Here is a 15,776-nt window from a genome sequence, read left to right as displayed (position 1 = left end):
AAACAATCCTGCCAATGCACAGGCGATGATCAAGTGTTTTTTCATGATTTTATATTTTCGAATTCCTACGTTACTAAATCAAAATTTCGGCTTTTCGATACGATAGGAGCTTTTTTGAGTAAACGTGCGACCAAACAGATCGGTGGCCCTTACCTCTATTTTATGCTCCCCCAGTCCGATATTTTCCGGAAGCGGCGCTCTCCACAGGTGGGTGCAATTCGCTGCCTCGGTTGGCCGCCGGCCGCGCATGAGCGTATCCGCACGGTCCCATTCATTTCCCTTTGCAACGAATGCAGGATCAGCTCCGCCCACAAATTTCATAGGCTTCCACGGCTTGTCATCAATGCGGTATTCTACCTTGCTTTCCTTGTGCCCCATGAAGAAGTTGGCGTAAATGTGCCCCCTCCCTTCCCACCAGATATCATTCATCACTTTTCGGTGATATAGGTTGATCTGATAACTTGCAGGCATCCCGGCAACCTTGTAATCAATTGTATACTGATTGCCGTTAATATTAAGGAAGGCATAACCCTTTGGGGTGCCATCGCTCATATCGGATTCAATTACGCCTTGATCATTCACTTTGCCAGACCACCAATTGCCACAGGTCGTACCAACATTATACTCGTACAAGCGCCTTTCTTTGGTCCAGCCATAATCCTTGCCGTACAATTCCTGACGCTGGTTATGCGAATGTGCTGACAAAACGAGGACGTGCGGGTATTTTTCCAAAATTCGGAACAGTCGCTCGCGATCTTCTTCCCGGAATGAACCGGGATAGCCGTTTTGTAGTGGGACGTGAAATGCAACGACGACCAATTTGCTGGTGTCTACCAGTTTAAGGTCGTTTTCAACGAATCTGAACTGACTTTCCGTCAACCCACCGCGAAACGCGTGACCTGGATCCGGAAACAGGTTGTCTTCTAAAATCAGAAAATGCGCATTACCATAGTTATAGGCATAATTGGCAGGGCCGAAGTTGGCTGTGAAGGTTTCGTCAGTCAGGCTATCCACCGGCGCGTCGGTATTCATATCATGGTTACCCATCACATTATACCAGGGAACTCCCACTTTGCTCACTGATTTTATGTAGTGCTTGTGCAAGGCCAAATCGTCGCCGGCGATGTCGCCAAGAGTAAGGCCGAATGCTACATTTTTGACATGGGACACTTCCGACACAATACCTCTTTCAAAATATCCCAGTTCACGTTCATTAAGAAGTTGCGGATCCCCAAAGATCAAGGCGCGAAAACTGTCCTGCACGCCAGCCGAAGTCAGCGCGAAGTCGACCGATTTGGGAAGCGGGCCAGTCGGCGAAATCCCTTTGTATTTCGAAGCAGGCGATCCCTTGGTATTATGCACATAAAAGAACTGCGGCTGATTATATTCATTCAACGGCACCGCGTAGCCGGATGGTTTTATAACCGAAATGATCGCATCGTCCCAGATTGGAAGGACATATTTACCTTTCGAATCGGTGACGGTTACGTTGACACCATTGGTTACAGCAACATTACGTATCCCTTTCTCGGAAGCTTCCTTCCTGAGATTACTATTCGCATCATTGTAAACGAATCCGGAAACCTTTTTTTGGGCAAATGTACCGCCCGCGCTCAGTATCAATGTCACGAGCGCTCCAAATAGAAATTTCATTTTTACCAATATTTAATCAAATTGAAAGACAATCAGAAACTTTGAACGATTCTAAATATACGTCACCTCGTTTTACGTGGGAGTCTTGCTTTCTAGTATCCTGGATTCTGCACAAGAAGATCATTGTTATTGAGCGCCGCCTCAGGGATCGGCCACAAGTAATGCTGCTGAAGAAAAACCTTGTTTCTGCCCAGTACATTCTTCACCTTAGGCACCACATCCTGTATGATTCCCCAGCGTTTAAGGTCAAAATACCTCGTTCCCTCGAATGCCATCTCTATCTTTCTCTCAAAGCGGATAGCCTCTCTCATCTGATCTTTGCTTAGCCCGGGCTGGATCGCAGGCATATGCGTACTGGGCCGTGATCGGATTGCATTAAGGGCGTTATAGACTTCCTGATTTGGACCAGCAGTTTCATTCAATGCTTCGGCATACATCAGCAATACGTCTGCATAGCGGATCTCTACCCAATCCTGTTCACTGGGATTCACAGAGTATTCCTGCGCAGGAAATTTACTTTTATTCAGGAATTTTTCGATGATCAGACCGTTTGGCGTTCCCGCTCCTGCACTCGGTTGAAACCCATTAGGATGTCCGGGCCACGGTTTTCCAGGATAGAGCACCGAAACGTCCAGCCTCGGGTCGCGGTTTACATAAGGTTTCTTGGGATCATAAAGCGGCGACTGAGAAATGCTTCTCCCATCAATGCAAAGAAATTCATCTACAAACGATTGCAAAGGAACAGCACGCTCCCCTCTGCCGTACCAAACGTCAACGCCCCAACGCGGATCCTGTAAGTTGTTGGGCGCCAAAAAACGGATCGAGAACAGGATTTCGGGCGATTTCTCCTGGGTACCGTCGATAAAAACATCCTTCAAATTGCTGCTGAGCGAGAATTGCTTGTTCAGCACGCCCTTGAATGCATTTACGGCACCAGGGTAATCTTTCATATACAGCAGCACCTTGCCTTTCATGGCGTAAGCAGTTCCCCTAACAGCGTGCCCATTGTAGGCAATCTCGGGAAGGCCCCCGATAGCCTCGTCCAGGTCGGCAATAATCGCTGCATAAATTTCCTCTTTCTTGCTTTTTGGCCGTTTACCGTTTTCCAGGGTCAGCGGTTCCATGGCGAGTACCGCGTCACCAAAATACTGGGTCAGTCGAAAATTGGTCAGGGCACGGATGAATTTCACCTCCGACACATATCTGGCCCGGTCCTGATCAGCCATTGTCACTTTCTCAATATTAGCCAGGAAATCATTGCAACTCGCCAATGTTTGGTACAGTGAATTGTAGACGGCAGTGACGTCGGCGCTGGTCGGCTCAATGACACCCTGAGCAAACCCTTCATACTCGCCTCTATCGGCTTCGTCAGATAATGTTGAAAGGGAGGGCGTCATCCATGAAAGCCTGTTAAATTGAAGCTGTCCGTACACTGCGGCCAAAGCCGTTTTAACATCGTCCTCACTTTTCCAGAATGTCTCCGACGAGAGCTGCGTAAGTGAATTCTTATTTAGAAAATCTTCGCTGCAACCGGTAAAGAGGAACGTTAAAATGATTGCAGGAACATATTTATAGCAACAGCGGATAATGTTGTTTTTGATAAACCAGATCATAATTTTCTTTTTTTGAATGTCTTGGTTAGAACCGGACTTTTAGCCCTAGTGAATAAACTTTGTTTTGTGGATAGCGCACACCGCCACGGCCCCCATCGCCGCTGCGTTCAGGATCGAAGCCAGTGAATTTTGTCAAAGTGAACATATTCTGGCCCGACAGATAGATGGTCAGCCCGGAAAGACCCAGAACAGATAATTTGTTCGGCATGAAATCATAGCTGATATCCAGGCTTCTCAATCTGAGATAGGAAGCATTTTCAAGCCAGAAGTTAGAGGGCTCTGAACTCGCTTTATTGCTATCGATATACAGTTTGGGCACAGTCTTGTTTGGGTTTTCGGGCGTCCATCTGTCGCGCCATCTTACCGGCGGCGGAGATCCCTGCCTGAAAGGTTCATATCCCCATTGTCCTGTGTAATACTTCGCGCCTTGCACCCCGTAAAACATTGCATTCAGTGAGAAACCTCTAAACTTCAAACCAAGATTTGCTGCATATTCAAAGTCGGGATGGCGGCCGTCCATGGTAACTTTATCGCTGGTATTAATCACGCCATCGCCATTTTGATCTATATAACGCAGGTCACCCGGTGACGGATTATTTGCCTGCTTAGCAGCCTGATTAATTTCCTCCCGGCTTTGGAAAATGCCTTGCACTTGCCACAGATAATAGGTTTGAAAAGGATCTCCTTCGCGGTTTATGAAATTTTGACCATAGGTTACAGAACCATATCTGGCTAGTTTGTTCCTGTATGCTGAGATTGTCCCACCGACATTATAAGATATTTCGCGGCCAATTTTATTCCTGAAATCTAATCCAAGTTCCATACCTCTGTTGATCATCAACCCGTCGTTGATCAAAGGTGCGGTATAACCTATTTCAAGAGGAATATCGGCCCTTCTCAAAATGTCAGATGTTCTCTTATCGAAGTAGTCGATCGTCAGTCTAAGTCTTCTATTGAAAATTTCGGCATCAATACCAAAATCCGTTACGGTGGTCTTCTCCCAGCTGATCTCGGAATTGTTTAACTCTGTTTTTCTTACACCTGGCGAAAGCGCGTTATCGAATGGATAGCCCGTAGTAACCGCCAATAGGGATTGATATGGATAATAACTGATTTCCTGGTTACCAAGACTTCCCCAAGAACCCCGTATTTTCAGCTCGCTGAGCCAGTCTGCTTCAAAGAAATCTTCTTCGGCGATATTCCAGCCACCGGAGAAAGAAGGGAAAAATCCCCATCGGTTCGAAGGCGAAAAGCGTGACGATCCGTCATACCGGGCGTTGACCTCCAGGAGATACCGGTTTTTGAAACTGTAAGCAAAGCGTCCGAAGTATGAAAGCAAAGCCCATTCACTGGAACTTCCCCTGTTGGTTTGCCCTGCTGCGGGCCCGGCATCCAGCTCTGTAAGCGCGCTTGTTATGTAGTTGATGCGGGTACCGCCCAGGGAGCTTACCTTGTAGGTTTCATAGCTCGTTCCGAGTGTTGCATTCACGTGGTGGTCACCGAAATCTTTTACATAGTTTCCGTAAAGGTTTGCTGTCGTCAGGTTATTCTTGGACTGAGTCTGTTCATAATTGTTGTTCCCAAAGCTGCCTGAGGGTGCTCCTGTGGCAAAATTAGAGGTCGGGACTTTGGTGTTCATGAATCTGCTTTCAGCCATCGTTCCAGCAGCCGCGACGCTTCCCGTGATATCAAGCGACTTAACCGGCGTAAATTTTAAATAGGCTTGCAACCGGTAATCCTGACTTTTGATTCTATTTAAAGCCTCATTGGCCACCAACCAGGGATTCTTGTTCCCAATCGTCTCATTAGGATAGCCCCGTGTTGCATAGCGCCCGCTGCCATCTGCAAGCTCTGCACCAAATGTAGGTCTTTGGGCCATCGTGGATAATAGCGGGTCCACACCGTCACCGCCGCTGTCGCCAGAAGGTGAAGTGCGGTTTTTAAGGACCAAACCAAGCTTTGTACCGAAAAGGAGTATTTTGCTCAATTTGCTATCCATTTTGAATTGCATGGATGTCCGTTTCATGTTGTAGCCTTTAAAAGTCCCCGGCTGATCCAGGTAGGCGGCCTGTCCGAAGAAGTTGGTCGCCCCCCGGTTTCCGGTAAATGAAAGCGTCTGGTTGGTGACCACTTTCGTGTCGAACATTTTATCCAGCCAGTTGAAATTGGGGTACTGATCGCGGTTCGTAGGATTTCTGTATGCATCGATTTGTTCCTGCGTATAAGGCGAGCCGCCTGTTCCAAAGTTTCCGATCGCTTCATTCCACAGCTCCATGTATTCAACGGAGTTCCAGATCAGGTCCGGGTATTTCGTTGGTGAATGCAGCGCCGTGTTGATGTGGTAGTCAAAAGTGGTTTTATCTGTCTTTGTTCCTGTTTTGGTGGTGACCAGAATAACGCCATTTGCAGCCCTGGCACCATATATTGCAGCAGACGCGGCATCTTTGAGCACGGAAATGCTTTCGATACTTTCCGGGTTAACGCTATTGATATCGCCGCCCGCCACGCCATCGATGATGACGAGCGGATTAACACCGGCGCCGCTGAATGTTCCAACACCTCTGATTTGCAGGTTAATTCCTTCCGCGCCTGGGGCACCGGAGTTTTGCGTGATTTTGAGGCCAGGCAGTCTTCCCTGCATTAATGATGCAGTATTCAAAAACTGGCCTTGTTGAATATCCTCCGAGTTAATGGAAGCTACTGCTCCTGTCACGTTTATTCTCTTTTGCGCCCCGTAGCCGACAACAACCTGCTCATTCAATGTATTTGCCAATGCTTCCAGCGTTACATCAAAATAGGTCCTGCCGGCGATAGCGACTTGCTTTGAGGCAAAGCCGACAAAGCTGAACACAAGCGTTCCTGCCGTTTCCGTCGCCTCGAATGTAAATTCGCCATCTGCGTTGGTAAGCGTTCCTCTGCTTGTGCCCTGAAGCAGGATACTTACACCGGGAAGCGCAGCGCCTTTCTCATCTACAACCTTGCCTTTTAGGGGAATAAAGTTTTGTGCGGGCGATTCCTGTACTTCCACCTTTACAGGTGATTCATCGGGCGTGTCACGCGAAAGAATAACATGCTTGCCACTAACCTCATACCGTATGTTCATCGGCGTAAAAAGCTTTTCCAGTACTTGTCCGAGCATGGCATTGCTCGCCTTTATTGTAACGGCTTGTTGAGACTGACCAATTTGCGGTGTGTAGGAAAACCGAACATTAGAAGCTCTTTCGATTTCTTTCAGCGCAAGTTTGAATTTGACGTCTGTGAGGCTGAGAGTGATGCGACGGTTCAATAACTCCTGGGCGGACAGGTCATTGGCCCAGGAAACACCTATAAATGTAAACGCCAGTAATACCTGAATCAACGATATTTTCATATAGTAGATTAGTATATATCTTACCTGTTTCATACTTTTAAGTCAGTTATTCGTTTGGAAAATTCGGATAATAGATTTCCTTACAACCTCTCCGGGGTGTTAAGGATTTAACAAGGGCCAATGGTGGAGCAAGCATCATTGGCCATGTTGCTTAAGGAAGTTGGATGGTAGCTAAGTCTTCATGGGGAAGGTGGGATAGTGAAGGAAGATGAGAAGGAAAAAATTATAGGGTTTAGGATTATTTCTTACATCCGGTGGTGCTGACGATGACTTGCGCGTCGATAATCTGGTACGACGCCCCAATCGTTTTACATACCACATCCAGCATTTGCAGCAGGCTTTGGTTTGAAAAGGCGGATGAAAACTGACAGTTTTTTAATGTTTCCGCGTCGTAGATGACATTTACGCCATACGCACTTTTCAGGTCGTCGAAAAATTGGATTGCATAAGCATCTTCATATTCGAATTTGACCGAAGACTTTACATTCGGAAGTAAGACAGGATTTTCGACAAGCCTTTTATTTTCAAACAGTTCAGCCTTTCTGTCAAAGACGACGAACTGATTGGGAAGCAATAAAACAGTTGGTTCATTTGGCCCGTCAGTCGACGCACTTGCTTTCTGCCAGTTTCGAAATACGGTCACTTTTCCACTCAATACCCTGACCGTCACATCTGAACCGTCGTGGAAAGCTATCACTTCGAACTTGGTGCCAAGTACCTTGGTTAAAACCTCATTGGCATAAACATAAAATGGCCTGCGCGCGTCGGGAACAACATCCAGGGTCGCTTTCCCGGATAGATATACGCAACGATTTTTCTGATTATAGTCCGAGGCGAAACTGACCTCGCTTTGTGGGTCCAGCGTGACCATTGAGCTATCGGGTAATTGATAAATCTCTGGCTTCGATCTTGTATTACGGTGACTTGTAATCCTGGAAGTTTTCGCAACGTCAGCGATCGTTTCTTCGTAAACAGATTTGCTGAAACCGCCCCGCGGCGATAACAGATAGCCGGCAGCGACAATCGCCAAAGCCACAACGGCAGCGGCAACCAGATACCATTTGGTATACTGCGTTAAAGGCTTTACACGATTACTAGTCTCGTATACTGCAACGCTATTCAGGATCCTATCCAGTAATTTTGCCTCCTCTTGTTCGGAAAGATATGTTCTAGCATAGCTACTGAGGCCCTGCAATACTGCATTTAGCAGCAGCTTTGCTTGCTGCCATTCGGAGTCTTTATCAGGATTATCCCGAAGATACTCTTCCCAGAAAGCTGATGATTCCGGTGTGGGATTTAGCTGATGTCTTAAAAAAAGATCGTCTGTAACGAAGTCAACCGGCCCGAAATCTTCGTATGAGGTATTCACTGTATGCTTGTTTTTTACAGGAGGATAACAAATACCCAATTTTCATACTCAGCAAACAGCAAAAAAGATTTGCAGAAATTTGAATCAGTTCATTTCAGTGCACGGTTAACTGACTAGGAAAGCACATCTTGAAAAATGAGTAACGCCAATATAATCCAACTGCGAAGTTTTTCAATAGCCCGAAAAACAAGATTATTCGCGGATTGGGTGTTGACGTCGAGTACCTGGGCAATCTGCTGGTAACTCATATTTTCAACAAAACGCAGCCGGATGGCTTCCTGTTGGCGCGGAGGAAGTTGAGCAACGTGGCGGTTCAGCATTTCTTCGCTGTTTACCCGCTCCTCGTTCTCAATTTGGATATCTTCTGCGGACGGATCAAACCAGAGGTCTTCAAAGTTATCCTGAACCACAAACATCTGCGGGCGTTCCTGCCGCTTCAAAAGATGCAATGCCCTATTTTTGAGCGCCACAAAAAGGTACAAACGAATATTATCTGGAACGGTGAGCCGATCTCTTTTGACCCAGATCTCTAAAAAAACATCATGAATACAGTCCAGCACAAATTCCTCGGATATCGACACTAAACTCATTCCATAACGGTACATGGCCTTAACATGCAATCCGTAGATCGCCGTGTAAGCATCCTTATCTCCCGCAAGGAGCTCTTCCCAGAGCACCTGTTCATCCGTGGTTTCACTTGCCATCAACAAGACCTTTTCTCTATGCAAAGTTGAAGACTATAAAATCGTAGAGGCAAAGAAACGAGTTTGTGGCGTACGGGTAGTTACTCAGCAAGTGAAGGAATCATTAAGGTTTTCTGACCTCTACAATCTCCCAAGAAAGCCCGGAGATAGTTAGCCCTATTTTCAGCGATGAACACTTTATTGTCCGCTATTTCTACCATCAACAGGTGTAGTATTTCCAAAACCAAACTATAGTGTGTTTCGCTTAAATTGCCTTCTGTGGTTCAGATGATTTCTGCAAACTGTTAAGAGATATTGTAGCTTCGAAGCACGTTTATGCCTGAAAGTAATGCTGCACTAACGTGCGGTACTGCTCGCCGATGGGAATTTCATGCTTTTCAATTTCTACGTCTAGCTTCGTGTAAGCAGTGATTTTGTGTACATTGACTATATATGAGCGGTGAACACGTAGAAAGCGTTCGTCCAGCAATCTTTGAAAAGAAGAGATGCTGTATTTAATCACGTGCTTTTCGTCAGGCAGATGAATAGTGATGTAGTCTTTAAAGCTTTCAACGAATAAGATGGAGTCCAGTATCAACTTTACCTGTTTTCGGTTCTTTGCGATAAAGATATGGTCCTTATGCGGTATCCTTGACAAGTCAGCAATTGTTTCGGGTCGCTGACTGAGGAACTTCTCAGTCGCCTGAAACAGGCGCTCAAATGTAATCGGCTTCAGCAGATAATCTACTGCGTTTAAATCAAAGCCATCGAGTGCATAATCGCGGTACGCGGTAGTAAAAATGACGCTAGGTTTGTGAAGCAGATTTTTTAAAAAATCGGTCCCTTTCATCAATGGCATTTCGATATCGAGAAAAAGCAGATCAACCGATGTCTGCTGTAACAGCTTTCTGGCTTCCAAGGCACTGGCACACGTGTGCACTACTTTAAATTCAGGCAATTTTTCAATATGAGTGTTAATCAACTCGCGGGCGAGTTCTTCATCGTCTACAATCAGGCAGGTGTAGGTCATGGCGTTTTTAGGTCTAGCGTAACCGAATAAGTATCCTTCGCCTCGTCCAATCGCAGTTGATGGCCGCTGGGATATAAGAGTTCAAGTTGCTTTCTGACGTTTCTCAGGCCGATTGCCGGCTTTGTGTCATTATCCCGGGGAGCGTCAGGCGGAATAGTATTCTTGATATAGAATGTAATCGTGTTATTGTGAGCATGCAACATAATGTCAATAGTTGCTTGGTTAATCTCCTGGCTAACGCCATGTTTGAAGGCATTTTCTACAAAGGTAAGTAGCAACAAAGGGGCAATCTTCGCATCATGGCTGTAAGAGGGATTGAATGTAATGGCAACCCGCTTACCATATCGTATTTTCTCTAAGGTCAGGTAGTTCTCGATCAGCTCGACTTCTTTGATGAGCGGGACGTAGTCTTCGTTGCAACGGTATAGCACATAATCGAGGATATCCGACAGTTTACTGATAACCTCGGGGGTTTTATCTGATTTTTTGATGGCTAGGGCATAGACGTTATTTAGTGTATTAAAGAGAAAGTGAGGATTTAGCTGATGCTTCAGAGCTGTCAGTTCGGCTGTCTTTTTCTGCTCGTTGATTTGGGAAAGGCGCTGCTGGTCGCGGTAAAACTGAAAAAGCAGCAGCAATACAGTAGGCGAAAAGAAAAAAATGGCTTTGCTGGCTGTGAGGGAGATATCGGTAATCCGTTCGAGCATGGATTGGTAGCCAAATGCATCAAAGCGCGTCGCATAGGATTGCGGGTAGACAGCTTCAAAGTAGTAGTAATTGGCCGCGTGGTAGGCAGTAGCGGCTAGAAATAGTGGTAACGTCAGCAGAATGCTGAAAGCGAAGAACCGCTTTTTGTTCAGAAAGTAGGGAATCAATGCGCAGAGCGTGGTGTAGGCAACTGCGACTTGGAGCAAAGTTGTCCAGGATATTGCCCCAACCAGATGCGCGGCGTTACTGTAAAAAGCCCGATTGGTCGTGATTAGATGAAATAGAAAGATCACTGCCCAGAAAGCCAGGTTTCTGAGCAAGGGGGTGTCCCATCGGCGGTATTGGCTTGCCAAAGTGTTCATTGCGATACAGCAAGGTACGGTCAAACAACACGGTACTAAACAAAAATAGACAATTGAACCATACAAGGCGTCAGAGAGGCTGTTCGCGTCGATCAAACCTTATATCTCCGCTCAGACTTCGGCTGGTTGCTCAAAGCGGCTATTGATCTACTTTCCGCTCGTGCGAAGGCTTTCTCGGTTCTTTTGCGGTCGTACAGATCATCCGCCGTAATAGAAGCCCTATGACCAACCAACCGACTATCTTGATCACTGTCTGCCTCTTCACTTTGAGCGTCTGTTCTTACGCCCAAACGATAACTTCCGTTCGGGGCAATGTTGTCGATGCTAAGGGAGATGCCCTTTTAGGTAATGCCATCATCATCAATCCCCAAGATTCCAGCATCGTCAAGGAAGCACCTTTTCTGGAAGGCAAATTTGAACTCTCCGGGTTGAATCGATGGCAAGTAATTTTAAAAATCACTTCCCTTGGTTTTCCAGATACTTACCTTACCATTCTTTACAAAGGAAGTGCCCAAGTAGACGTAGGAAATATTGTACTGGGAAGGTCAGCCAATGAATTAAATGAAGTGCTCGTGAGGGCAAAGGCCCCTCTCGTACGAGAGAGAGGCGATGGATCGATCGAAATAAATATCGAAAACACCCCCTTGGCTACCAGCACTTCTGTCGATGAGATACTTAGCAGGTCTCCTGGGGTGGTCTACGATGCCGAAGGTCAAATTGGTATCTTCGGTAAGGGGGCGGCAATCATTTTTATTAACGGTGTCAGAATTTCGAACGATCAGCTGTCCACTCTTTCCCCCACCAACGTTGTCAAGATCGAAATCATTAGCAATCCCGGACCCCGCTACGACGCCCAAGGCAATGCTGTAATCAACGTCACTACGAAGCGTAATGCCGCCGAGGATATCCGAGCCATGCTAAAGAACTACTATTCGTACAGCGAGTTTGCGGGATACGATAACCGGACCAATATCGACCTCAGCTATGCAAAAGAAGCGTGGTCTGTAAAGGGCAGTTATGGTTTGCAGCTGGGCAACGACCGTATGATATTGAAAACGACCCGCGTCCGGAATACGCCGAATGATCTTTTTAGCTCGGAGCTCACCACTGACTGGCGATACAAGCACGACAACTTCTCCAACTACGGCATGGGCCTTCAATATAACATGAAGCGAAATAGCTACGTGTCTTTTCAGTACACCGGGGCTTACGAGAAACTAGGCGGCGTACAGTTGAGCGACAATACCATCACCGACCACGAAAACGCGCTTTATGACAGCAATTTAGCGTGGGATGAGTTGTCGCGGGATAATACGTTTAACGCCAACTACAACCTGGACATTGACAGCTTGGGTTCTAACGTGTTCGTTGGAGGTCAGTATGCATCGTACCGACACAATTTCGACAATGAGATACGCCAGTCAGAAACCTTAGCTGGCACAGAGAAGACGCAGTTAATCAATAACATGGGAGAAGGCAACATCCATATTCTAAGCATTCAAGCTGATTTCGTCAAGGCTTTCAAACGAGGTGCTAGCCTGGAAGCCGGCGGCAAGCTGGCATTCGTGAAAAATTACTCGCTGACCACATTCATGAACATCGGCAAAAATGGAACGCCAACAAAGGACGACGAGCTGTCGAGCGATTTTGACTATACTGAGCGGGTGCCTGCCGGATACGCTAACTTCCGCGGCCGCATCAGGAAGGACTGGAATTACAGCTTAGGGCTGCGAGCAGAACTAACCAACTATGCGCTGCTGACAAGTTTTAAAGAAGGAGCCGCGCTCAACGATCTTTACATCAATGTCTTTCCCAGTGCTTCGCTGACCGCCCGATTTTCAGAGAACATAAACGCCTACTTCATCTATTCCTCGCGGATTGACCGCCCTTCGTACCAGTCACTCAACCCCTTTGTTATTTATCAAGACAGATTTACTTCTATTCAGGGAAACCCAAACATCCGGCCAGCCAAAGTACATTCATTTGAGCTTGGTGCTACCCTGGGTAGCTGGAGTATGAAGACAGGCTACAATTATACCCTTAACTTGATAAGCGGCGGTGCCTTTCAGGCAGAGAATGATCCGCGGGTATATATTTTACGACGTGCCAATATCGGCAAAGAACACGCCTATTTTTCTTCGATCACCAAAACGATCAATACAAAATGGTGGAACTCGATCAATACTGCAAGCATTAGCTACAACAATGCCGTAGACGATGCTGGTTTTTTTTCTGGAAGAGCCAAACGACCATATTATTACCTATATTCTCAGAACCGATTTAATGTGGGCAATTGGATCACATTCTACACAACGACATGGTACCAAAGCGATAAGCAGGACGGCATTTATTTACGAGAAAGTCAGTCTTCGGTCAACATTGCTCTCGAAAAGAAATTCCTGAAAGATGCACTGAGCTGCAACCTTGAAGCGAACGATTTATTTCACCAAGCTCGGGCTGCCGGAGAATATAGATTGGGTTCTACCGACGTCGTGTACGGCAGAAAGTACAATACCAATTATGTCAGAATCGTGATTTCGTACAGTTTGGGCCGCTTAAAGCAATCTGGCTATCGGAACAAGGACGTAGGCGAATCTGAGAAACAGCGGGCGAAGTAACTAATTACAACCACACAGATAAGAGTAAAATTGAGTGAAGTGTCCGCTCAAAAAGTCACTTTTCTTAAAATATATTTGAAGAATGGCATAATCGATACCCACAACTAGCATCTACTTTTCGCTTACTACCTCCAATCCAAAGATTCATGAAGGCCGTAACTTGAAGCGATTCAGAGTGGACGTTCCAGTCTTTATGATTGCAACCATATTTTCAAGGCTTTGGCGATGTAAATATTCGTCTCATTTACCAGCTCAATCAGACGATTTTTGTCGCCTTCATAGAGTTTCTAACCAGCCACGAAAGTCAGCAATTTGAGATAGCGAATGTAGTCGTTTGACGGCTTGGTTCAGATTGTTTCCCGCTGTGCTCAGTTCGCGACGAAGGCGTGTGAGTTCAACCATCACCTCGTCAAATGACTGGTTACGGTGGTTAACAATAACGGGCTCGGAGAGCAGAACTTTCCTTGCATACTCACTGGTCTTTCGGCACTGTTCTTTGCACTTTTCTGAGAAGCTGCTGAAATTCCTCAGAAGTCAAGCGGACGTGCAGCCACTTGTTTCGGTTGTGTTTGTCTTCCTTCATCACATGATCATTTTCACATTTCGACATTCATTTTCATTCAATCCCGCCAACGACTCCGGAGTGTTTGAGCGGGCCCAGATCCTTAGGTTGTGATACAACCTGACCGTAAAAGTCCGCACTTCTGGCGATAAGGGCTTTCAATCCATTCTGTTTTATAGCAACGAAAATCTTCTCATGCAGGCCCGCCCGTATCTTACCTTTATTGCTGGAAGGCAATATCATAGTAGTTTCATTCATTCTGGAAATTTGCGCAGAAGCATATGCATAAACGTTGTCCAAGAAAACCAGCCGGACCTGATGCAATAAGCAAGCGCTGATAACATTGTCAATAATTAAAGGCCAGCAGCGCTGCCAAACAGCCGTATTATATTCCAGGCCGACAACAAGGTAAACAATTTCAGAGCCGCAGATAGCTTTCTCGACTTGCGCTTTATCTGTAAGGTCAGCAGAGAACAATTCGTCGCCCGTATTAACTTTTATTGGATTTCGGGAAACCAGACGAATATGACTAGTATATTTTGTAAGCTCCTTCGCTAATGGCGCACCGATAGCGCCACCAGATCCAAGTATGGTTTGCATGTTTGTAAAAAATTGATGGAGGTTGATAATCGATGTGCCCTACATCGGTCTACTTACTTAATTATAAAGCTGTATCCGACTGCTATGTTGAATATGAAAGGCGTGTTGGCGATCCCGATGTTGGAAGCCTTGTGAGTTTCCTGCGTCTTGGTAAACTGATTGGTATAAACGATTTCATTATTGTCCAGCGATGACCATACATTTTGCCAGTAGCGCGCGCTGGTAGATGTGAAGATGCCTTTCAGGACGTTTTGTTGCTTTTCAAATGGCTTCCAGCGGAAATAAGCGCCCAGCCCTAGGGTGACCGTTCGGTAATCTGCAACTTTGCCTGACTGACGGGTGCTACCCTCATAGTAGACGTCAAAATCATGTAGTTTCGGCTCAAATCGTATGTCAAAAAATCTGTTGATACGATAACCGATGCCAAAGCCGGTGGAGTATGGCAAATGGATAGCAAGGTTTTGTCGTTTCACTTCACCGACCGTGGTACCATGTGCGGCGTCCAGGTCCAGCGAAAAGCCGTGAGAATAATTGAACACCATTTTCCGGGTGTAAAAATCGACTTCGACATTGCCGCCTTGAAGCATAGTTGGCTGCAATAATCCGGCGAGCACTGCAACTTCGTACCGCGGCTCGTCACCGGGAGTGGTAGATTGAGCATACGAACTGATAGCAAGAGTTGATAAAAACAGGATGGATAACAGATGTTTCATAAGATTCTGATTTGTTCAATACAAAGGTTGCCGGGGCTGATTTTGAAATACTGAACAAATGCGAAGAAATCATTGACTGGCTTCTTTTCTTAATCTGCTAAGGTGCTGCGGGGTAATCCCCAGGAAAGAGGCGGTGTATTGGAGCGGGACGGACAAAATTATATCCGGATTTTCTCCGATGAGCTGGTCATATCGTTCAGCTGCGGTCAGCGATTGAAGTTTGGAAATCCGCTTTTCCATTTCAATAAACAGATTCTCAGCAATTACCCTTCGCCAGATATGCAGCTTTGGTATTGCATCGCATAGTTTCTCTAGCTGCTGTCTGTCAATCACCCACAAGACTGTGGGCTCAATGGCCGAGATACTTTCGACCGTGGGTGTCCTTGTCAGAAAGCTTGTAAATGAGGAGATAAACCGTCCGGCCGTAAAGAAATAACAAGTATGCTCACTGCCAAGGCTATCAATGTAGTGCACGCGCAGCTTTCCCGACGCTAA

11 protein-coding genes are annotated in these 15,776 nt (G+C 46.2%); 1 reads left to right on the top strand and 10 read right to left on the bottom strand.

Going from position 1 to position 15,776, the window contains the following annotated elements:
- Positions 1-78 precede the first annotated feature (78 nt).
- From Q369_RS0120565 to Q369_RS0120535, 7 genes are all read right to left on the bottom strand, one after another.
- Positions 79-1,653 (bottom strand): calcineurin-like phosphoesterase C-terminal domain-containing protein, encoded by a 1,575-nt coding sequence (locus tag Q369_RS0120565; RefSeq protein WP_031529648.1) that lies wholly within the window; start codon positions 1,651-1,653, stop codon positions 79-81.
- A 92-nt stretch (positions 1,654-1,745) separates the two neighbouring features.
- A complete protein-coding gene (locus tag Q369_RS0120560) occupies positions 1,746-3,266 on the bottom strand; it encodes a RagB/SusD family nutrient uptake outer membrane protein (protein WP_051664175.1) in 1,521 nt (506 codons plus the stop codon).
- Between the two features lie 25 nt (positions 3,267-3,291).
- Positions 3,292-6,636, bottom strand: a complete 3,345-nt coding sequence (locus Q369_RS0120555) for a TonB-dependent receptor (RefSeq protein WP_031529646.1) — start codon at positions 6,634-6,636, stop codon at positions 3,292-3,294.
- A 238-nt stretch (positions 6,637-6,874) separates the two neighbouring features.
- A complete protein-coding gene (locus Q369_RS0120550; RefSeq protein WP_157488262.1) occupies positions 6,875-8,005 on the bottom strand; it encodes a FecR family protein in 1,131 nt (376 codons plus the stop codon).
- Between the two features lie 113 nt (positions 8,006-8,118).
- A complete protein-coding gene (locus Q369_RS0120545; protein WP_031529644.1) occupies positions 8,119-8,709 on the bottom strand; it encodes an RNA polymerase sigma factor in 591 nt (196 codons plus the stop codon).
- A 313-nt stretch (positions 8,710-9,022) separates the two neighbouring features.
- The gene (locus tag Q369_RS0120540) at positions 9,023-9,718 is read right to left on the bottom strand and encodes a LytR/AlgR family response regulator transcription factor (RefSeq protein WP_031529643.1); all 696 of its coding nucleotides are present in this window, start codon (positions 9,716-9,718) and stop codon (positions 9,023-9,025) included.
- Positions 9,715-10,788, bottom strand: a complete 1,074-nt coding sequence (locus Q369_RS0120535) for a sensor histidine kinase (RefSeq protein WP_051664173.1) — start codon at positions 10,786-10,788, stop codon at positions 9,715-9,717. The genes Q369_RS0120540 and Q369_RS0120535 overlap by 4 nt, the downstream gene beginning before the upstream one ends.
- A 428-nt stretch (positions 10,789-11,216) precedes the next feature.
- Here Q369_RS0120535 and Q369_RS0120530 point away from each other — a divergent pair, with 428 nt between their 5' ends.
- Positions 11,217-13,406 carry a TonB-dependent receptor domain-containing protein gene (locus Q369_RS0120530; RefSeq protein ID WP_169739271.1) on the top strand — a complete coding sequence of 730 codons (2,190 nt, stop codon included), beginning with the start codon at positions 11,217-11,219 and terminating at the stop codon, positions 13,404-13,406.
- Between the two features lie 616 nt (positions 13,407-14,022).
- Here Q369_RS0120530 and Q369_RS0120520 read toward each other — a convergent pair.
- The 3 genes from Q369_RS0120520 to Q369_RS0120510 form a co-directional block, all read right to left on the bottom strand.
- Positions 14,023-14,568, bottom strand: coding sequence for an NAD(P)H-binding protein (locus tag Q369_RS0120520; protein ID WP_051664172.1), 546 nt, complete (start codon positions 14,566-14,568; stop codon positions 14,023-14,025).
- Positions 14,569-14,621: 53 nt separating this feature from the next.
- On the bottom strand, positions 14,622-15,281 hold the full coding sequence (locus Q369_RS0120515; protein WP_031529639.1) for a hypothetical protein: 660 nt from the start codon (positions 15,279-15,281) through the stop codon (positions 14,622-14,624).
- 69 nt (positions 15,282-15,350) lie between these two features.
- Positions 15,351-15,776: Crp/Fnr family transcriptional regulator (locus Q369_RS0120510; RefSeq protein ID WP_051664171.1), on the bottom strand; the 426-nt coding region annotated here is incomplete at its 5' end.

The organism is Dyadobacter crusticola DSM 16708 (genome assembly GCF_000701505.1).
Classification (GTDB): Bacteria; Bacteroidota; Bacteroidia; order Cytophagales; family Spirosomataceae; genus Dyadobacter; species Dyadobacter crusticola.
This window is presented reverse-complemented; position numbering and strand designations above follow the sequence as displayed.

Coding starts and splice junctions, on each gene's coding strand:
- Q369_RS0120565 (WP_031529648.1), bottom strand. CDS start 1,653: ATGAAATTTCTATTTGGAGCGCTCGTGACATTGATACTGAGCGCGGGC.
- Q369_RS0120560 (WP_051664175.1), bottom strand. CDS start 3,266: ATGATCTGGTTTATCAAAAACAACATTATCCGCTGTTGCTATAAATAT.
- Q369_RS0120555 (WP_031529646.1), bottom strand. CDS start 6,636: ATGAAAATATCGTTGATTCAGGTATTACTGGCGTTTACATTTATAGGT.
- Q369_RS0120545 (WP_031529644.1), bottom strand. CDS start 8,709: ATGGCAAGTGAAACCACGGATGAACAGGTGCTCTGGGAAGAGCTCCTT.
- Q369_RS0120540 (WP_031529643.1), bottom strand. CDS start 9,718: ATGACCTACACCTGCCTGATTGTAGACGATGAAGAACTCGCCCGCGAG.
- Q369_RS0120535 (WP_051664173.1), bottom strand. CDS start 10,788: ATGAACACTTTGGCAAGCCAATACCGCCGATGGGACACCCCCTTGCTC.
- Q369_RS0120520 (WP_051664172.1), bottom strand. CDS start 14,568: ATGCAAACCATACTTGGATCTGGTGGCGCTATCGGTGCGCCATTAGCG.
- Q369_RS0120515 (WP_031529639.1), bottom strand. CDS start 15,281: ATGAAACATCTGTTATCCATCCTGTTTTTATCAACTCTTGCTATCAGT.